The 19,445-nt window shown below is 73.4% G+C and carries 11 protein-coding genes; 1 reads left to right on the top strand and 10 read right to left on the bottom strand.

The annotated features are described in order from the left end of the window. Nucleotides 1-103 precede the first annotated feature (103 nt). From ACFY3N_RS32780 to ACFY3N_RS32765, 4 genes are all read right to left on the bottom strand, one after another. The gene (locus ACFY3N_RS32780) at nt 104-724 is read right to left on the bottom strand and encodes a response regulator (protein WP_390820449.1); all 621 of its coding nucleotides are present in this window, start codon (nt 722-724) and stop codon (nt 104-106) included. Between the two features lie 100 nt (nt 725-824). After that, entirely contained in the window at nt 825-2,039 is a 1,215-nt protein-coding gene (locus ACFY3N_RS32775; protein WP_390820448.1) for a sensor histidine kinase, read from the bottom strand. Between the two features lie 96 nt (nt 2,040-2,135). Then, nucleotides 2,136-3,632, bottom strand: coding sequence for an MFS transporter (locus tag ACFY3N_RS32770; protein WP_390820447.1), 1,497 nt, complete (start codon nt 3,630-3,632; stop codon nt 2,136-2,138). An 87-nt stretch (nt 3,633-3,719) separates the two neighbouring features. Next, the gene (locus ACFY3N_RS32765; RefSeq protein WP_390820446.1) at nt 3,720-4,142 is read right to left on the bottom strand and encodes a DUF3291 domain-containing protein; all 423 of its coding nucleotides are present in this window, start codon (nt 4,140-4,142) and stop codon (nt 3,720-3,722) included. A 101-nt stretch (nt 4,143-4,243) separates the two neighbouring features. Between ACFY3N_RS32765 and ACFY3N_RS32760 the strand changes: the two genes are divergently transcribed. Further along, nucleotides 4,244-4,909, top strand: a complete 666-nt coding sequence (locus tag ACFY3N_RS32760) for a MerR family transcriptional regulator (protein WP_390820445.1) — start codon at nt 4,244-4,246, stop codon at nt 4,907-4,909. A 6-nt stretch (nt 4,910-4,915) separates the two neighbouring features. Here the strand turns inward: ACFY3N_RS32760 and ACFY3N_RS32755 are convergent, their stop codons facing one another. The 6 genes from ACFY3N_RS32755 to ACFY3N_RS32730 are packed head-to-tail and all read right to left on the bottom strand — an operon-like array spanning nt 4,916 to nt 19,407. Beyond that, a complete protein-coding gene (locus ACFY3N_RS32755; protein WP_390820444.1) occupies nt 4,916-6,217 on the bottom strand; it encodes an NAD(P)/FAD-dependent oxidoreductase in 1,302 nt (433 codons plus the stop codon). Nucleotides 6,218-6,246: 29 nt separating this feature from the next. After that, nucleotides 6,247-6,984 (bottom strand): 4'-phosphopantetheinyl transferase family protein, encoded by a 738-nt coding sequence (locus tag ACFY3N_RS32750; RefSeq protein ID WP_390820443.1) that lies wholly within the window; start codon nt 6,982-6,984, stop codon nt 6,247-6,249. A gap of 7 nt (nt 6,985-6,991) precedes the next feature. After that, nucleotides 6,992-8,797, bottom strand: coding sequence for an acyl-CoA dehydrogenase family protein (locus tag ACFY3N_RS32745; RefSeq protein WP_390820442.1), 1,806 nt, complete (start codon nt 8,795-8,797; stop codon nt 6,992-6,994). After that, on the bottom strand, nt 8,797-10,515 hold the full coding sequence (locus ACFY3N_RS32740; protein WP_390820441.1) for an acyl-CoA dehydrogenase family protein: 1,719 nt from the start codon (nt 10,513-10,515) through the stop codon (nt 8,797-8,799). The genes ACFY3N_RS32745 and ACFY3N_RS32740 overlap by 1 nt, the downstream gene beginning before the upstream one ends. After that, on the bottom strand, nt 10,512-12,131 hold the full coding sequence (locus ACFY3N_RS32735; RefSeq protein WP_390820440.1) for a PfaD family polyunsaturated fatty acid/polyketide biosynthesis protein: 1,620 nt from the start codon (nt 12,129-12,131) through the stop codon (nt 10,512-10,514). Before ACFY3N_RS32735 ends, ACFY3N_RS32740 begins: the two co-directional genes overlap by 4 nt. A 31-nt stretch (nt 12,132-12,162) precedes the next feature. Further along, on the bottom strand, nt 12,163-19,407 hold the full coding sequence (locus tag ACFY3N_RS32730) for a beta-ketoacyl synthase N-terminal-like domain-containing protein (RefSeq protein ID WP_390820439.1): 7,245 nt from the start codon (nt 19,405-19,407) through the stop codon (nt 12,163-12,165). Nucleotides 19,408-19,445 lie beyond the last annotated feature (38 nt).

Here is a 19,445-nt window from a genome sequence, read left to right as displayed (position 1 = left end):
TTCCGCGGAGTTCGGGAGTACGGAGTGCGGTGGTCCGGGAGCACGGAAGTGCGTGATCCAGGACTACGGAAGTGCGTGATCCAGGACTGCGAAGCGCGGTGGTTCAGGAGTTCAGGAGCCAGCCCGCGTCGCGCGCGATGCGGATGGCGTCGAGGCGGTTGCGCGCGTCGAGTTTGGCGACGATGGTCGTCATGTAGTTGCGCACGGTGCCCGGTGAGAGGTGCAGGTGCTCGGCGATCTCCGCCGTCTCCGCCCCGGCCGCCGCGAGCCGGAGCACATCGGCCTCACGGGCCGTGAGCGGGCTGGCCTGGCCCTCCCAGGCGGCCAGCGCCAGCTCCGGTGAGATGACGCGCTCGCCGGCCATGATCTGGCGTACGGCCTTGACGAGGTGCTCCACCGGTGCGTTCTTCACGAGGTAGCCGTCGACCCGGACGTCCTGCGCGCGGCGCAGGACGTTGGGCGCGTCCAGCACGGTCAGTACCAGGATGCGGGAGTCGGGCAGCTGGTCGCGCAGCCGCTCGGCCGCGGTGAGCCCGTCGAGGCCCGGCATGTTGACGTCCACGATCACGAGGTCGGGACGAGTGCCCTTGGCCGCGTCGAGGACGTCCTCCCCGGAGCCGACTTCGGCCACCACCCGGATGTCGTCCTCCAGTTCGAGCAGTGCGGCCAGCGCCTCCCGCACCATCTGTACATCCTCCGCCAAGAGAACACGTATCACACACATCCCCCCCGCAGATCGTCCTGGCTCTGGCCAGAATCATAGACATGCGAGGCGTGAACATGTCGGGGAAAGCTGCGGTCGGTGTTCCGGCGGAAGCGCGGCGTTACGCCGCGTTGGCCAGTCCGGTCGGGGCGGTTTGCAGATGCGCGGTCCCTCCGGGCGGGACGGACACGGTCGCGGCGGGTACGACGGCCACCAGCCGGAACGTTCCGTTCGGGGCCAGTCTGCTCTCCAGGGTGCCGCCGAGGGCGGCCAGGCGCTGGGTGAGATTGCCCAGGCCGCTGCCCCCCTCGTACGGCGCGCGGCGGCCCGCGCGGGTGGCGCCGTCGTTGATGACTTCCAGCCGTACGCTGCCGGGTCCGTCGGTCAGCAGGACCGCGCAGCGCGTGACGTCACTGTGCCGCAGCATATTGGTGACGGACTCGCGCAGCACCGCGGCAAGAGCGGTGCCGACCTCGCCGCGCGACGGCAGCGCGGTCACCCGGAGCGTGACGTCGATGCCCACGGCGTCCAGCAGCGAGGCCGCGGCACGCACCTCGCTGAACAGCGGCAGTTCCCGGTAGCCGCGCACCGCCATCCGTATCTCGGCCATCGACTGCCGTGCCGTGCGCAGGAGCTGGTCGGTCTGGGCCGCGGCCAGCTCCGGACGGGACTGGAAGGTGCGGTGCAGCAGTTCGGCCCGCATCGTCAGCGCCGAGAGGGTGTGGCCGAGCAGGTCGTGCAGATCGCGGGCGAAGCGGGACTGCTCGTTCTGGACGGCGGCCCGGGCGAAGTCCTCGCGGTGCTGCCTGAGCCGGCGCATCGTCAGCATGGTGCTGGAGAGGGTGAAGGCCATGAGCCCCGTGACCAGGAGTCCGAGGCCCATGTGGAGCAGATGGGTGGGCGAGCCGTCCGCGCGGGTGGCGGCGAGCGGGCCGGTGACCACCACCAGCGCGAAGAGCGGCCAGGCGAAGCGGGCCGGCAGCACCAGGGGCAGGGTCCCCGCCAGATAGCCGGCGAGGACGCAGAACTCCATGTCGAGCACCTCGGCGGACACCACGACCACCAGGCACTGGAGGGCGACCGCGAGGGCGGCCCGGCGGGCCGGCCCGCCCTCCCGGCCGGGCCGCTGGGTGATGAAGACGCCCACCTGGAGGGCCATCAGCACCCCGGCCAGCAGCGGCACCAGCACCACCTCCGTCGCGGGGTGGGTCCTGTCCCGCAGCGCGCTGTGGACCAGGACCGACACCGTGAGCGTGGCGGCGATCAGCAGTGTCAGCAGACGGCTGACACCTGGCTGGCAGAGCCCGTTGGCGCGGCATGACGACAACAGCTTCATCACAGATCCCTGACCCCCGATTCGAAGTTCGTCCTCAGCGGTTTCGAGCGCGATTTCACCAGCCTGCCGCCGCTCCCCGAGGAACGGCGGCCGAATCTACGGGGTCGCCGAGCTGGGAGCCCGGTCGGGTTCCCGTTCCGCGGTCACCGGGGCCGGTGTGTCCTGCTCGGGCCGCGGGCGCGGGATGGCGAGTGCGCACAGGGCGCCCACGAGGACCACGGCGACACCGATCCAGATGCCCGGCTTCATGCCGTCGACGAAGCCCTGAGCCGTGCGGTCGTCGCCGTAGTGCATGAAGACGCTGCTCAGGATGGCGGTGCCGAGGGCACCACCGATCTCGCGGACGGTGTTGTTGGCGCCGGACGCCTTGCCCCGGTGCTGCGGCCCGACCGAGCCCAGCACCACCGCCGCGGTCGGTGCGAAGACGAGGCCCATGCCGATGCCCGCGACGACCATGGCGCCGACCATACGCGAGTACGGGGTGTCCGACGTGGCCACCAGGTTGATCCAGGCCAGTCCGATCGCCTGCAGGAGGAGACCGAGGGCCATCAGCCGTCCGCCGCCCACCTTGTCGGTCAGGGCGCCGGCGACCGGTGCGACGAACATCGGCATCAGGGTCCAGGCCAGGGTGAGCACACCGGCCTCCAGCGGGGTCCGCACCGGCGCGATCTGGAAGAACTGGGCCAGCAGGAAGATTGACCCGAAGACGCCGAAGTACATGCTCGCGGAGACCAGGTTGGAGAAGACGAAGGCCCGCTTGCGGTAGAAGGAGAGCGGAAGCAGCGGATGGGGCGCCCGGCGCTCCCACGTCACGAACAGGGCCAGCAGTACGGCGCCGCCGGCGAACGCCGACAGGATGATGCCGGAACTCCAGCCCTCCTCCTCGCCGTTCACGATCGCCCAGACGACGGCGAGCAGTCCCGCCGTGGCGAGGAGCATGCCGAGCAGGTCGAGCCGGGCGCCGGCCAGCGAGCTCTCCCGGAGCACGGTGAGCACCAGCGGGATCGCCACCAGGCACACCGGGACGTTGATCCAGAAGATCCACTGCCAGTCGAGCCCGTCGACCACCGCGCCGCCCACCACGGGCCCGAGCGCCACGGCCATGCCGCTGACCGCGGACCACAGGCCCAGGGCCAGGTTGCGCTTCTTGTCCGGGACCTCCTCCGCGAGCAGCGTCAGCGACAGCGGCATCACGGCCGAGGCGCCCAGGCCCTGCAGCGCCCGCATCACGATGAGCTGCTCGCTGCTGTCGGAGAGGCCGCAGCCGATCGAGGCCAGGGTGAACAGCGCGATGCCGGCCACGAAGACCCGGCGCCGGCCGAACCGGTCACCCAGCGCCGCCCCGGTCAGCAGCAGACAGGCGAAGCTGAGGACGTAGGCGTTGACGAACCACTGCAGCTGCTCGGTGGACGCCTCGAGGTCGACGGCCAGGGTCCGCAGCGCGGTCGACACCACCAGGTTGTCGAGCGCGACCATGAACATCGGCAGGCTGCACGCGACGATGACCACCCATAAGGGCCGCCGGTGGTCACCGGCGCCCGGGGCGGAGGGCCGGGGCACGGCTCCGCCCTCCCCAGTGTTGATTGTGCTCATGACAAAACCTCCATGGTGCGAGCCCGTGCGAGGGCGGAAGGACCGGGGTGGGTGCGGGTGTGGGTGTGCGGGTGTGCGGGGGTGGGGTCAGGCGGCGTGGCCGCTCTGGGCGGCGTCCTCGCGCGCCTTGGCGTCCAGCCGTCGCTTGGCCTCGTCCCAGCTGATCGGCAGGTCGGCGGAGTCCGTCTCCCAGTAGACGAAGGTCGACCGCCGGCAGGCCGGCCGCATCGACCGCATCGCCTCGCCGTGCGGGTCGGTCTTCGCGTACGCGTACAGCGTGCCGCGGTCCTCCCAGGCCGACAGGGTGAAGAAGGTCCGCCGGAACGGCTGTGCGACGAGGGAGGCCCCGTACACGCCGCGTGCGGTCTTCACCTGGCTCCAGGAGCGCAGGGAGTGGATCAGGAAGCGCGGCACGTCCGACAGGGAGTTCAGTTCGAAACGCGACGCCATGACGAAGACCCGCGTGCGCGGGGGTGCGGGGTGAGGGGTGATCCAGCCGAGAGTCGGCATGCGACGCCCACCTTCCTGGAGAGACCGGCTAAGCTCATAATGGATAGTAGCGCGATCCGTTATCCGTTATCCAGTGGGTACCAGAACGTAAGTGGAGTTCGATGAAGATCTCGGAGCTCAGCCGTCGCAGTGGGGTGTCCATCCCCACGATCAAGTACTACCTCCGGGACGGTCTGCTGCCCCAGGGACAGCTGACGACGGCTGCCAACCAGGCCGACTACGGTGAGGAGCACCTGCGCCGGCTGAGGCTGATCCGCACCCTGGTCGGCGTGCGGAGGCTGTCGGTGAGCGCGGTGAAGGAGATCCTGGGCGCCATCACCGAGGAGGGCGATCTGCACCAGATCTTCGGCATCGTGATCGACGCCCGGCCGGCCACCCAGCTGCAGAAGAAGGCCGAGGAGGAAGCCGCCGGGGGCGAGACGCCCGGGGTCGCCGACGCGCGCAGGCTGATCACCGAGATGGGCTGGGAGGTGGCCCCCGAGACGGCCGCCATCCAGACCCTCGGCGACGTCCTGGACGCGCTGTCCGACGTGGACTCGGACATCGACTGGCAGTCCCTGCTGCCCTACGCGCGGCTGACGGACCGGATCTCGGAACTGGACGTCAAACAGATGAACGGCGCGTCCGACCTGCTGGAGCTGGCCGAACGCGCCGTTCTGGTCTCGGTCCTCCTGGAACCCGCCCTGCTCGCCCTCCGCCGCCTCGCCCAGGAGGACAAGTCGGCCCGTCTGTTCAGCGGCAGTTCCGACGGGGGAGAGGCGGCGTGAGAGGGATCAGGACAGTTCGTCGATGAGCCGGCCGGCGGCGTCCGCCCCGGCCGAGAAGGCGGCCTCGTGGGAACCGATCAGGTCGGGGCCGAGCTCCCTGGAGTGGAAGTACGACCCGGCCAGCTTCACCCGCGTGCCCTCGTTCGCCTCGTGGATCACCGACTGCCGCTCGCGCAGCGCCATGTCGATGACCGGGTGGGTGTAGTCGAACGAGGCGATCACCGCTTCGGGGGCGACCGGACGCGGCGGGTCCAGGGTGACGAAGTAGTCCTTCTCCGCCGTGAAGTCCTGGAGCCGGTTCAGGTAGTACGTGACGAAGCAGCGGGTCTCGCCGTCCGTGCGGACCTTGCCGTAGTTCCAGGCCAGCCAGCCCTCCCGGTCGGTGGGCATCAGCCCCGGATCGGTGTGCAGCACCACCTCGGAACGGCTGTAGCGGATCCCCTCCAGCGCCGTCCGCTGTGCGGGGGTGGGGTTCTCCAGCAGCTCGCGGGCCTCGTCGGCGTGGGTGGCCACGATCGCGTAGTCGAAGGTCGTGGTGCCGGACGCGGTGGTCACGGCGACACCGTCGGAATCCTGCCGCACGGCGGTGGCGGGCTCCGAGACCCGCAGGTCGGGACCGGTCGCGGCGAGCGCCTTGCGCACGTAGGAGATCGAGCCGCCCCCCACCGTGCGCCAGTCGACGCGCCGGCCGCCGAGGCCGCCCTCGTCGTGGCCGACGAAGAAGGCGATCACGGTGGCCGCCGGCATCTCCCAGACCAGCTCCGCGGGCACCGACCAGACCGCGGAGCAGAGCATGATCAGGTAGGAGTGGCGGAACTCCTGGCTGTATCCGCCCCGGTCCAGATAGGCGCCCATGGACATGTCGGCGCGGCCGCGGGCGAAGTCGCGGCGGCTCTCCTCGTGGAAGCGGCGCACCTCCCGCCAGACGTCCGGGAACGTGGGGTGGTCCTCGGCGTAGCGCTTCTCGATGGCCGCCTCGTCGAGTTCGAGCTCGGCGGTGCCGTACTCGAGGCCGCTGTCGAGGTCGAAGAAGGTGAAGCCGCCGGGATGGGCGACGGTCTCGACCCCGAGGTCGTCGAAGAAGCCGCACAGCCGGGGGTAGAACCGGCGGTTGAAGACGATGAACGCGGTGTCCAGACCGATGACGCGGCCGTTCTCCTCCACCTCCACGGTGTTGGCGTGGCCGCCGGGACGGTTCTCGCGTTCGAAGACGGTGATCCGGGCGCGGTCGCGCAGGTGGTAGGCGGCGGACAGTCCGGCGGGGCCGGAACCGATCACGGCGACGGTCGGCGGGGTGTGCTGCGGCATGGAAGGTCCTTCCGGGTTCGTAACGGTCGTCAGGGAGTCAGGGGGGCGGGGCGGGCGGGAGGCGGGGCTCCGGGAAGCGCGGGGGCCGGGCCCAGGTCGTAGTGGCGCGGCGGGACCGCCCCGCCGCCGTCCACCGCGACGGCCAGCAGATGGCCGGGCCCCGGACTCAGCAGGTCGAGGCGCCAGCGGCGGCCGGAGACCGGGCGCCGCGCGTCGGTCACGGTGAACCGCCCGGGGCCGCAGCGGTCGAACCGCAGCCCCCGCACGCCGTGCGCCAGCCCGGTGCCGAGCCCCTTCACATAGGCCTCCGTCAGGACCCACAGCTCGCCCAGGGCCATGAGCCGGTCCGGGGCGGCGGCCAGCGCCGCCCGCTGCGCGTCGTCGAACCGGTCGTGCAGCAGGCGGGCCGTGGTGCGGTCGAAGGGCACCCGCTCCACGTCCACGCCGCAGGCCTGCCCCCGGGTGACCACACAGGCGATCAGTCCGTCGGTGTGGGACAGGTTGAAGCGCAGACCGCCGTGGTCCTCCTCGAGTTCCGGGCGCCCGTACCGGGTGCGGACGAAGCGCCAGGTGTCCGCCGGCAGCCCGGTGTGGGCGGTGAGCGCCGTCCGGCACAGCAGGCGCCCGCCCAGGAAGCGGCGGCGCGCCCCGGGCGTGCGGAGCCGGTCGTGACGCGCCCGCTCCCGGTCCGACAGCAGGTCCAGGCCGCCCAGCCGGCGGGCCAGTTCGGGCACCTGCCGCTCGGGCAGCGTCCACAGGCCGGCCACCGGGGCGTCAGCGGGCCTCGGCGCGGCGGACGCCCTCGGTGGGCGCGGTCCGCTCGGCCAGGGTGATCGGCCAGTGGGACAGCAGCCGGTTCTCGGAGTGCAGCCGGACCAGCAGGGCGAGCACCTCGTCGGCCGCGTCCGGGTCCCGGTAGGGCTCGTACGGGGCGAACCGCAGGCGCAGCCGCTCCAGTTGCAGCAGGAGCAGCGCCGCGCTGGGCAGCGGGTCGGCCATGACCCCGTGCGAGTGGACGTAGGTGTGGACGCACGCGGCGGCGGCGTGCACCAGGCAGTACTCCTGGGCCAGGTCGAACAGCTCCGCCGAGTGGGCGTAGCCGCGGCCGAGTTCGGCCTGCAGCATGCGCTGCCGCTCCCGCAGCGGGCCGAGCCGGCCCAGCAGTTCCTCCGCGACGCCGGCCGCCAGCAGGAGCCGGTCCCGGTCCTTGTCGGTGGCCTCCTCGGCGAGCGCCCGCAGCCGCTCCAGGGAGTCGGGGGCGGCCAGGACCGCGTCGTCCATGCCCCGGCTGGAGAGCTCCTGGTCCCCGGGCCGGTACAGGGGCAGCTCCGTGTCCATGCCGTACAGCACGGCCGCCCGCTCCGCCGCCGCGTCGCGGGTGCCGGCCCCGGCGGTGAGGCCCTGCTGGAGCAGGGAGGGCAGCTGGTGGCCGATGTTGCGGAGGTTCACCACCGTGTTGCCGTCGGCCATGTTGGTGACGAGGAGGTCCCGCAGCATCTTCTGGTGCATGCCGAAGCGGGGGTGCGTGCGCAGGAACACCCGGGCCCCGAGCACCACGTTCAGCCGGGACAGGGTCCCCTCCAGCAGCGTCGGCACCACGTACTTGGCCACCGACGACCACACGCTGACCTGGGCGGGCGAGGCCTGGAGGCTGCGGACGGCGCCCAGGCACACCGCGTCGGCGATCATCAGCTCGGCGAAGGACTCGGCGAGCTGGCGTCCGGTGTACGGCACCTCCACGACGGGACGGTCGAACAGCACCCGGTCCTGCGCGAACTCCAGGGCCGTGCGCAGCGAGGTGTCCACCCCCGACAGGGCCAGGCTGAGGATCACCAGACGCGCCGTCTGGCTGGTCTTCAGGGCGATCTCCAGACCCTGCCCCTCGGCGCCGACACGGTCGGAGTCGGGGACGAAGACACCGTCGAACCTCAGGCCGCTGAGGTCCAGGGCCCGCACACCGTGCTGCTTGACGGGGTGGGTCTCGCGCACGGTCTCCGCCTCGGCCCGCCACTTGTCGACGACGAGGATCGAGTAGTCCCCGGCGCCGCCGCGCGGCCCGGTGCGGGCGAAGACGACCATGCGGTCGGAGTAGGTGGCGTTGCCGATCGGCCACTTCTCGCCGGTGAGGCGGTAGCCGCCCGGCACCCGCTCGGCGACGACCTCGTTGTTCAGCAGGTCGCTGCCGTGCGCGGCCTCGGACAGCCCCCAGGACAGACCGACACCGCCGTGGATGTCCTCGATCTGGCGCCGCTTCTGCTCGTCGGTGCCGGCGATCCACACCGGCGTGAACGCGGCCTGGGTCAGACCGAGCGCGATGGCGGTGGCGCCGTCGCGGCGCGCCACGAGCCGCATCAGGGTGAAGCCGGTCTCCGGGTTGCCGGCCTTGCCGCCCTGTTCGGCCGGGAGCCCGTAGTCGAGGAAGCCCCAGCGGCGCAGCATGTTGACGAAGGCGTACGGGAAGGTGTCGTGCTCGTCGTGGGCCAGCACGGCGGTGAACGGCATCCGGCTCGCCGGGTCGTGCGGGTCGCCGAGGTACTGCTCGAACCGTCGGGCCAGATCGGTCAGCTCGGCCTGGGACATCAGGAGGTCTCCATCGGGTCGTACGGGCGGGAGGTGGCGGGGGCGAGGGGGACGGGCAGGGCGGTCATGAGCCGGTTGCCCTTCCGCAGGGCGTCCGCGGTGCCGAGGGCGGGCAGCAGGTCGGAGCCGTGGCGGCGGGGGTCGGTGCCGCCGGCCCGGGCGAGCAGGAAGGACAGGACGGCGGTGAGCCAGCCGGAGGCGCCCGGCTCACCGCCGTACAGCGGCCGGTGCCGGTTCGCCCACCACAGGTGGACGCACGCGGCGGCGGCGTGCAGCCAGGCGTAGCGCTCGGCGACGTCGACCACGGCGTTGGGGTCGGCGTCGCGCCGGCGCGCCGAGGCCGCCTCCGCGCCGAGCGAGGCGACGGCGTCGCCCACCCGGCGCACCAGCGCCGCGGCGCGCGGATCGGCGAGCTCCGCGCGGACGGGTCCGGCGATCCCGCCCAGTCCGGTCAGCACGGGGTCGGCGCCGCGGGCCACCAGGTCCAGCCGGGTGGGCTCGTACGGCGGCAGCTCGGCGTCGAGGGAGAAGACCCGGGTGAGGGTGTCCGGTCCGGGCTCCTCACGGCGCCCGGCGAGGGTCGGGATCTGGGCGGCGTAGGAGCGCAGGTTCGCCAGCGGGCTGGCGTCGATCACCCGCACCACCGCCGTGTCGCGCTGCAGCTTCTGGAACAGCCCCGCGCCCGGCGCCCCCTCCCGCAGCACCGAGCGGGTGGCGAGGACGCCGGCGCAGCGCCGCACCAGTTCGTCGCACGCCTCGGCCACCACGTGCTTGGCGGCCGGAGCCCAGACGCTGAACACCCCGGGCACGACGTGCACGCCCCGCGCGGCGGCCAGCGCCACCGCGTCCGCCGCCAGCAGCGCCGCCGAGGCGACGGCCAGCTCCCGGCGGGAGTGCGGCGCCTCGGTGAGGGGCGTGCCGGCGACCTCGCGCCCGGCGGCGAAACCGAGGGTCAGGCGCAGCGCCGTGTCCGCGCAGCCGAGGCTGCCCGCCATGCTCATCAGGCGTACGGCCTGCTGGGCGAGGACCGCCACCTCCAGCCCCTCGCCCACCTTGCCCACCAGGGCGTCCGCCGGCACCCGCACCCCGTCGAAGCGCACCCGCGCGGTGTCCACGCCCCGCATGCCGTTCGTGCGCGGGGCGGGCTCGCGGACCAGCCCGTCGGTGTCCGGGTCCAGCAGGTAGGCGGAGAACGCGCCGGGACCGCGCTCGCCGGTGCGGGCCACCACGTAGAGGGCGTCGCAGCGCATGCCGTTGCCGACCATCCACTTCTCGCCGTGCAGCCGCCCGTCCCCGTCCAGCCGCACCTCGCCCGCCAGCAGGTCGCTGCCGTGCGCGGCCTCGGTCAGGGCGAACCCCACCGAGCCGCCGCCGGTCAGGATCCGGGCCACCCGCGCGCGCTGCTCCTCGCCGCCGTGCAGCTGGAGGCAGGTGGCGGCGATGATGCTGAACATCGTCCCCGGCATCACGTTCACGTCCCGGCGGGCCGCGGCACGCACCAGGGTCAGCCCGCGGTCGAACGAGTCGAACGCCCCGCCCCACTCCTCGGGCAGGTAGTTGAGGTGGAAGCCCGCCGAGACCAGCGCGCGGCACAGCTCGTCGGGAGGGGCGTCGGCCTCGTCGCGGGCGACGGCCGCGGCGAAACCGTACGGGTTGGCCGGGTCCCCGGGGTCCCCGAGCAGTTCCTCCACGCCTTCGGGCGTGAGCGCCCCGCTCATCGGGCGGCCTCCGTGAGGGCGGCCGGCTCCAGCGGCACCGGGCGGTAGTCCGCCACGGACGTGGGGAGGGTGACGCCGGCGGTGGCGAGCTGGGCGATCCGGGTGTGGAAGGCCGCGCCCCGCATCAGGTGGTGGGCGACGTCGGCGACCGTCCGGTTCTCCGGGGTCTTCAGGTAGCTGCCGGACACCCAGGCGTTGAAGCTGCCCATCGCCGGCCCGCACCAGATCTGGTAGTCGGCGGCCCGGTCCAGCTGCCCGGTCACCGCCCAGCGGGAGGCCATGCCCAGGTACCAGCGGAACACCAGGGCCATCCGCCGCTTGGGGCTGTCGGCGGCCCGGCGCAACTGGTCCGGGTCGCGCCGGCTGAAGTACTCGACGCACTCCTTCCAGACGTCCTCCAGCGGACGCCGGAAGACCTGCGACTCCAGCCGCTCGCGCTGCGCCGCGGGCAGCGCGTCGATGCCGTCGTACGTCTGGTACAGCTGGTAGAGCTGGGCGGCGCGCATCGGGAACATCGAGCCGCGGCGCAGCACCTGAAGCTCGACGCCCATCTCGAACATGTCGGCCGCCGGCGCCATCACACAGTCCGTGACCTCCGCCTGCGCCAGCAGCTCGCGGGTGACGGAGGACGTGCCGGACTCCAGGCACGACTGGTTGACGGAGCCGGTCACCACGTAGGCGGCGCCCATCGTGAAGGCGGCGGCGACGGCGGACGGGGTGCCCAGGCCCCCGGCCGCGCCGACCCGGACCGGGTCGGCGTAGCGGTGTTCGTGCTGGATCTGGTCGCGCAGCCGCAGGATCACCGGGAACAGTGCCGGAAGCGGGCGGCGGTCGGTGTGCCCGCCGGAGTCCGCCTCCACGGTGATGTCGTCGGCGAGCGGCAGGTGGTGGGCGAGCTGCGCCTGCTCGGGGGTGATCAGACCGTCCCGCAGCAGGGCGTCGACCATCGCGGTGGGCGCCGGGCGCATGAACCGCTCCGCGGTCTCGGACCGGGACACCTTGGCGATGACCCGGTGCCCGGCCACGATCCGGCCCGACGGCTCGCGCCGCAGCCCGGCCAGCCGGTAGCGCACCAGGTGCGGGGTCAGGCCCAGGAAGGCGGAGGCCTCCACGCACCGCACCCCGTGCCGCAGGAACAGCTCCACCGCCTCCCGCTCCAGCCGCTCCTCGCTGGGACTGTGGATGAGGTTGACGGCGTACGGCAGCCCGGGGATCTCGGCGGCGAACCGGGCCAGGGCCTCCTCGATGGCCCCCGGCAGCAGCCCCGCGGCGCCGAAGGAGGCGAGGAAGCCGTGCCGGGCCAGGGCGATCACCAGGTCGGCGGAGGCGATGCCGCCGGCCATCGCGCCGGCCATGTACGACTGCCGCACCCCGTGCGCGGCCCGGAAGGCGGCCGAGCCGAGCCGGTGCGGCGGCAGGGCGCCGACGGCGGCCAGCACGGCCGGCCCGTCCCCGCCGGCGGCCGCCGTGCCCCCGGCGACCGCGCCGGTGCCCTGCCCGGTGGACACGATGAAGCAGGGCTGGTCCAGCCGGGTGAGTGCCTGCTGGATGCCGGCCGGGTCGGTGCTCGGGAAGCCGCTCCCGTACCAGCGGAGCGTCTCGGGTGTGGTGCTCATGGACAACACTGCTCCTTGGCTGTGCCTGCGGTCAGTCGGCATCCGGACGGACCTCGATGGCCACGTCGGTGAGTTCGTAGATGCGCAGCCCCGGCTTCCACAGGTCCGCGTCGGCGATCAGCAGCAGCCGGCCCGCCTCCTCGCGGACCTCCTTGACGTGCACGTCGAAGAAGAGCTCGCGGTCGTGGCGCAGGATCTGCCCCCGGTACTTCCAGGACATCTCCACGTCGGTGGCCATGGCGAAGCGGGGCCGGTCCATGCCCCGGGCGAGGTCCTGGTCCAGGACGAACAGGCGCAGCGCCTGGAGCACCGCCTCGACGCCCAGCGAGCCCGGCATCACCGGGTCGCGGTGGAAGTGGCAGTCGAAGTACCACTCGTCGGGGCGGATGCTGCGGTACCCGTGCACGTAGCCCGCGCCGTGCCGGCCTCCGTCCGCGACCAGGTCGACCCGGTCCACCAGGTCGAAACGGCCGCCGGGCAGGTGCAGCCGGCCGCCGGAGGCGTCCCGGAAGGCGGGGGCGTCCGGACCCAGTTCGATCCGCTTCACCCGCTCCGGCGCCGGCTTCTCCTCCTCGAGCCACGTCGGCTTGTAGGTGCCGCTGTCCAGACCCACCTGATTGGCCAGGGCGGACGCGGAGAAGTACCCGAAGAGCGACTCACCGGTGTAGAACACCTCGCCGTCCGCGGACAGTTCGTACGAGAAGTTCTGCAGGACGGCACCGGACACCACGCTGGTCATCAGCAGCTTCGAGTGGTGCCGGACGGTCTTGCCGCGCAGGTCGACGTCCTTGACCAGGGTGGCCCGGCCGTCCAGGTTGCGGATGGAGTACTCCTCCTGCGGCTCGCGCAGCGTCGCGCCCAGGTAGTAGCCGAGGAAGATGGCGGCCTGCAGCGAGCTCTCCATGTACACGCAGTTCGGCATGTACGGCGCGGAGTTCTCGCGGTAGTACCAGGCGTCGTCCGGCGAGTCGTACTCGGTGACCATCTCGGAGCCGGGGCTCAGATCGCCGCGGGTGCCGGTGAGCGACATGACCCGGTCGACGAACTGGAAGTCGCCGTTGGGGATGTAGGGCGCCCTGCTGGTGCGGTAGATCTCGAACTCCGGGCCCATCGCCATGTCCAGCAGGCCCTTGGCGGAGTGCGCCAGGTGCAGCTCGTTGATCATGGCGGGCTCGCCGGCGCGGTTGCGGCGGCCGAGGAACGCGGGGACGCCGCCGGTCTCCGGCCGGTACGGGGTGCCGGGCTTCTCCACGATCTGCAGACCGAGGTTCTGCATCCGCACCACCGGCTTGTCACCGAGGTAGATCAGGACGTCCGCGATCACCGTGGGCCGGGGCAGCAGGGTCAGCTCGGTGACCTCCACCTCGTAGCGGATCTCGGAGTCCTTCGGGGTGACCTGGCCGCGCACCTGGACGTCGATGCGCCGGTCGGTCACCGTCTGGAAGCGGGCGTCCGGCAGGGTGAGGTGCATGCCCTGGTGCATCAGGTAGATCTGCAGCAGCTGGATGGCGCCCTCGGCGATCAGGGAGCCGGCCAGCACCGGGTCGTCGGGGAAGTGGCAGGTGAAGTACCAGGCGTCCGGCTCGAGACGCTTGACGGCGCTGATCGAACCCAGTTCGCACGGCCCGCCCTTGCGGTCGACGGTGACCTCGTCCACCATCCGCAGCCGCGCGTCCGGCAGCCGCAGCGCCGGGTTGATGCCGGGGTCCTGCGCGTGCTCCGGCCCGAAGACGTCACCGGGCCGGCCCTGGGCGAGCAGCTCCAGGTCGGCGGCGTCGAGCCGGTCCTTGCGGGCGCGGGCGAGGGGCTTGAAGGTGCCCTTCGGCAGGGCGGCGCGCCGGGCCCGCTCCTGGTCGGTGATGACCACGCCGAGCGGGGTGTCCAGCTCCTTCTTGCTGAAGAACCCGGCGCAGGCGTCACGGAGTTCGAGGATCAGCTCGCCGTCGGCGTAGCAGTCGTAGCTGAAGAAGAAGATCGTGGTGTCGCCCTGGTGGACGAACCGGTCGATGGAGATCTCGTAGCGCAGCGTCTGCCCGGTGGTGGGCAGCCCGCCGCGGAAGGTCAGCGAGCTGTCGAGCAGCCGGTAGACCCGCTCGCCCTTGTTGCGGAAGTCGATGCCCAGGTAACTGACGAGCAGCAGGTCGCACTGCCCGGACTCCACGGTTACCGCCGGCGGCACCCCGCCGTCCACGGCGTACCAGGCGTCCTCGGGCACGTCGTACTCGGTGGTGATCCTGGCCGGTTCGAGGACACCCGGCTTGGCGTCCAGTGCGGTGACGCGGGTGACGAAGTGGTACGGGGGTGCCGGCAGCCGTACCCGGGCCCCGAAGGTGTCGATCTCGGCGAACTCGGGGCCGAAGACCTTGGCCACCGAACCGGTCGCGAACTCCAGCAGGTCCGCCTCGTTCCAGATCACACCGTCCTGCGCGCCGCTCCCGCGCGGTGCCGCGGGCGGGGGCGGCGCGGGCAGCGCGGGCGGGGGTACGGAGGCCGGCGCGGCCACGGCGGGCGGGGCGGCGGGCGCGGTGCGGGCGAGGGGCGGAGCGGCGGGCGCGGGCGTGCCGAGCAGCGCCTCCGTGCGGTCCAGGGTGGCGGCCTGGAGCACCCGGTGGGTCTCCATCACCACGCCGTGCGCGGCGACGATCTCCCGGCGCAGCTCCCGCACCAGGTCCGCGGCGGGCCCGGTGCCGGTGCGGGCGGCCGCCGGTGCGGCCGGCACGGGCGGTGCGGCCGGCACGGACGGGCGCGGCGGGTCCGTACGGTCCGCGCGGGCGGGGGGTGCGGCGGCGACGGCCGGCGCGGGCGGGGCCCAGGGCAGGACCGCGGCCGGCTCCCCGTCGAAGGTGATGACCTCGGACATCTCGAGGGTCGGGTCGGCGGGCATGGCGGCGGGCACCTCCGGCGGGACAGACGGGACTGTGACGGCTGGTTCGGGCCGGTCCGCGGACGGTGCCGCGGCGACGGGACGAAGGGCGGACAGGGCCTCGGCCGCCTCGCGGGCGACACGGTCCGGGATGGGCTCGCCCAGACCCACCCGGGTCGTGGGCAGACGGCGGGACGCCGTCGCCGGCGCGGACCGCGCGTCCGGCTCCCGCGCCAGCAGGGCCGTCAGGTCCACCGGCAGTCCGTGCCCGACGAGCCGGGCCACGAGCTGGGCGAGCGGCGTGGTGGCGGACACCCCGCGGCGGTCCACGCAGGCGGCCATGTGCGGTGCGTCGCCAAGCGTGTCGCGGACCCACCGCGAACAGGTGGCGCCGGGACCCACCTCGATGAAGTAGCGGTAGCCGCGCTCGTACGCCGCGTGCACCAGCCGCGGGAAGTCGATCGTCGAGCGCAGGGTCGTCGCGATGCGCCGCGGCGACTCGGCCAGCCGTTCGGCGGGCAGCGGCCGGTAGTCGTACGCGCTGAACAGCTCCAGGTCCCCGAAGGAACCGGTGGGGTAGTCGTTCAGCCGGGCCAGACCGTCGAACTCGGCGTCCACCACCGGGCAGTGCATGACCACGTTCACCGGCGAGCGGGCCGCACGGCAGCCCACCTCCTCGATCAGCGCCCTGCACTGGGCCGGGTCACCGGCGATCACCAGCTCCCCCGGCGTGTTGATGTGGGTCAGGAACACCCGGTCGTGACGGGTGAGCGCCTCACGCACCGGTTCGGCCGGGGAGAGCAGGATGTGGGAGGCCCACACGGCCGAGTCGGGGGTCTCCCCGGACAGCCCCCAGGCCTCGCGCACGGTGCGGCGCGGTCCGCACAGCCGGTCCTGGAAGACGGGGCTGTCACTGATCAGCGAGTCGCTGCGGCCGGCCGGGTCCCAGCCGCCCGTCGCGAACAGCATGCTCGACTCGCCCAGGCTGTAGCCGAACCCGCCGTGCGCGGTGACGCCCAGCACCTCCCGCACCAGGGCGGTGTAGAGGATGGCGAAACTGGTGCCGGTGGCGAGCATGAACGGCACGTCGTCGCCGAGCCGTTCCTCCAGCAGCATCAGATCGCGCCGGGTGAGCGCCTCACGGCTCCGCGGGTACAGGTGCGCGGCGCGCAGCATCCGGGCCGGTTCGGCGGCCTGCCCCTCGAAACGGTCCAGCAGGGCGGGGAAGGCCCGGAAGAGGTCCGCGCCGAGCCCCGGATAGCTGTTGAAGGCGCCCGGGTAGACCAGGGCGACCCGTCCCTTGGGGCCCAGGGGCCGCGGGGTGAAGAAGGAACCGGCCGGGGTGGCCCACTCCCTGCCCTCGGCGTGCGCCACGGGCACGTCACGGACCATCAACTCCAGCTGCTTCAGGAGCCCTTCGCGGTCCTGGCCCACCAGGACGGCCCGCAGCCGCCGGCCGTCGAGCCGGCCGGCCGCCTCCCGCGCCAGCGCGTGCGGGTCGGCGCCGTCCCCGAGCAGCGCGCGGTACCGCCCGGCCTCGGCGACCAGCCCGTCCGGCGTCTGCGCGCCGACGGCCAGCAGCACCGGCCCGCCCGCCCGGTACCAGTCGGCCGTGGGCCGGGGGCGGTCGGCGCCGGGCACCGAGGACAGCACGAGATGGGCGTGCGAGCCGCCCGCGCCCAGCATGCTCACCGCGGCGTGGCGGCGGGTCCCGGCGCGTTCGCGCAGCCAGGGGCGCGAGCTCTCGGGCACGTGGAAGGCGGAGGCCGCGAAGTCGTCGGCGAGGTCCTCCCCGGGGCGGCGCCAGCCGCGCGTGCCGGGCAGATACGCGTACCGCAGGCACAGCACGGCCCGGATGAGGCCGGCGATCCCGCTCGCGCACCCGGCGTCGCCGAGCTGCGCCTTCGCGCTGCCCAGGGCGGTGCTGCCGGCGCCCGCGCGGTAGACCCGCGCCAGACCGGCGATCTCCGCGCGGTCCGCGTCCCGGGTGCCGTCCGCGTGCGCCTCCAGGTACCCCACGTCGGCGGCGTCGACACCGGCCTGCTCCAGGGCCGCCCGCGCGGCCCCGGCCAGCTCCCCGGCGTCCGCCGCGGGCATGGCGCCGGCCGCCGGCGCGTACCGTACGGCCATCCCGTCGATCCGGGCGTGCACCCGGCCCGCGCTCCCGGCCGCGCCCGCGCGGGTGACGACCAGGGCGCCGGCGCCCTCGCCGACCCGCCGCCCGCGGTCGCCGTCGTTGAACGACAGCCCCGGCCCGGCGACGAGGTCCGGCCCGGTCAGCAGGTTCTCCGCGGAGCCGGCCAGGTCGACGGCGCCGACCAGCACCGCCTCCAGGTCCGGGTCGAGCAGCAGCAGCCGCGCGACCTCGAGGGCCTCGGCGGTGCCCGCGCCGTCGGCGGAGAGGGTGAAGGACGGGCCGGTCAGGTTCCACCGGGAGGAGATCCGCCCGGCCATGACGTTGCCGATGTAGCTGAGCACCTCGTTGGCGCCGATCGGGTCCACCACGGCGTCCCGGGAGATCGCGGCGAGCGCCGCCCGCTGCTCCTCGGTGAGCTCGACGCCCGCCTCGTCGAACTCGCGGCGCAGGAACGCCCCGAGCCCGTAACGGCTGAGCCGGGCGTGCGTGTACGGCTCGATCTCGGTCACCACGACCACGGCGACCCGGCGCGGCTCGGGGGTGTCGCCCGCCCCGGCGCCGAGCCGGTAGCCGGCGTCGCGCAGCGCCTCGTCGGCGACCTTCGTCATCAGCGCGTGCTGCGGGTTGTAGATGCGCAGGTCGGACGGCGGGACCCGGAGTTCGGCGGGGTCCACCTCGACGCCGTCGACGAACGCCCCGTGCGGCGCGCCGCCGGCGAGACCGGCCTCCTCCAGGGTGCCGCCGTCGGTGCGGTCCAGGCCGCGCCAGCGCTGCTCGGGCAGCGGCCGCAGATCGTGCTCGCCGCGGTGGACGGCGCGTTCGAAGTCCTCCAGGGTCTCGAGCGACCCGAAGTGCGCGCCCAGGCCCACCACGTCCAGCGCGGGCGGCACGGACGGCTCGGCGGTGCCGGTGCGGGCGGCGGAGGAGGCGTCCGAGAGCACGACGTGCGCGTTGGTGCCGCCGAACCCGAACGCGGAGACCGCCGCCCGCCGCGGACCGGGCCCCTCGGGCCACGCCCGCGCGGCACGCACCAGGGCCGGCCCGCCGACCCGGCCGTCGGGGGAGGAGAGCGGCTCCGCCACGCCGATCGTCGGCGGGATCGTGCCGTCGTCCATGGCCAGGACGACCTTGAGCAGACTGCTCAGACCGGCCACGGTCAGCAGGTGCCCGATGTTGCCCTTCACCGAGCCGAGCAGCGGCACCTCGCCGCGCGCGCCGAAGAACTCGGCGACGGACTCCGCCTCGGTGGCGTCCCCGATCGGCGTGCCGGTGGCGTGGCACTCCAGGTAGTCGATGTCGGCCGGGTCCACCCCGGCGTCCGCGTACGCCCGGGCCAGCGCGTCGAGCTGACCGCTCTTGCGCGGTACGAGGGGGTGGCGTCCGGAGCCGTCGTTGGACAGCCCGATGCCGTCCACCACGGCGTGGATGCGGTCACCGTCGCGCAGCGCGTCCGCCAGCCGCTTGACCGCGACCATGCCGGCGCCCTGGCCGGTGACGATGCCGCCGGAACGGCGGTCGAAGGGCTGGCTGAACCCGTTCTCCGGGTAGGCGTGCAGATCGGAGAACGACAGGTGGATCAGCGTCGGATCGGGGGCGCACACCCCGCCCGCCAGCACCAGGTCCGCCTGGCCCGAGGCGAGGTGACCGCACGCCAGGCTCAGCGCGTACAGCGCCGACGAGCAGGCCGCGTCCAGGCAGTAGCGGGGGCCGCCGAGACCGAGCGCGGCCGCGGTGACCGCGGCGGGCGACCCGCTCACCCGCAGGTTCTCCGGTACGACGGACGCCCGGTCGATCAGCGGGCGCGCGCCCGGCAGTCCGGCCAGCTCGGGCAGGTCCGCGCGGCGCAGTCCGGCGAGCACGGCCTCCTGCGCCAGCGGGACGCTGACCTCGGCCGAGGCGGGCGTGGGGAAGGAGTAGTTGCCCATCACCAGGCCCGTGCGGGCCAGGGTCTCGGGCCGTTCGTCCACTCCGCAGTCGCGCAGCGCCTCCCGGGCGGCGTACAGGGACCAGTGGAAGATCCGGTCCAGCCGGGAGAGCCGGCCGGCCTCCAGCCGGTAGCCGGTGGGGTCGAACTCGAAGTCGGTGATGAACCCGCCACGACGGGAGGTGATGCGGTGGCGGGGGTCGAGGTCACGCTCGTCGGGCGCCGGCCCGAAGACGTCCTCACCACCTTCGCGGCGGCTGTCCGTGCCGCTTCGGAGGTTGTGCCGGAACTCCTCGGGAGTCCGGGCGCCGGGGAACAGGCAGGAGATCCCGACGATCGCGTATCTGCTCATGACAGGGAGAGGTTCCTTCCCGAACGGGGGATCCTGTG

The organism is Streptomyces sp. NPDC000348, from assembly GCF_042898795.1.
In the GTDB taxonomy this organism is placed as follows: Bacteria; Actinomycetota; Actinomycetes; order Streptomycetales; family Streptomycetaceae; genus Streptomyces.
The sequence above is the reverse complement of the archived record's forward strand: the minus strand, read 5'-3'. Positions and strand labels throughout refer to the sequence as shown.

Coding starts and splice junctions, on each gene's coding strand:
- ACFY3N_RS32730 (WP_390820439.1), bottom strand. CDS start 19,407: ATGAGCAGATACGCGATCGTCGGGATCTCCTGCCTGTTCCCCGGCGCC.
- ACFY3N_RS32765 (WP_390820446.1), bottom strand. CDS start 4,142: ATGCCGACTCTCGGCTGGATCACCCCTCACCCCGCACCCCCGCGCACG.
- ACFY3N_RS32780 (WP_390820449.1), bottom strand. CDS start 724: ATGTGTGTGATACGTGTTCTCTTGGCGGAGGATGTACAGATGGTGCGG.
- ACFY3N_RS32735 (WP_390820440.1), bottom strand. CDS start 12,131: ATGAGCACCACACCCGAGACGCTCCGCTGGTACGGGAGCGGCTTCCCG.
- ACFY3N_RS32770 (WP_390820447.1), bottom strand. CDS start 3,632: ATGAGCACAATCAACACTGGGGAGGGCGGAGCCGTGCCCCGGCCCTCC.
- ACFY3N_RS32755 (WP_390820444.1), bottom strand. CDS start 6,217: ATGCCGCAGCACACCCCGCCGACCGTCGCCGTGATCGGTTCCGGCCCC.
- ACFY3N_RS32740 (WP_390820441.1), bottom strand. CDS start 10,515: ATGAGCGGGGCGCTCACGCCCGAAGGCGTGGAGGAACTGCTCGGGGAC.
- ACFY3N_RS32745 (WP_390820442.1), bottom strand. CDS start 8,797: ATGTCCCAGGCCGAGCTGACCGATCTGGCCCGACGGTTCGAGCAGTAC.
- ACFY3N_RS32760 (WP_390820445.1), top strand. CDS start 4,244: ATGAAGATCTCGGAGCTCAGCCGTCGCAGTGGGGTGTCCATCCCCACG.
- ACFY3N_RS32775 (WP_390820448.1), bottom strand. CDS start 2,039: ATGAAGCTGTTGTCGTCATGCCGCGCCAACGGGCTCTGCCAGCCAGGT.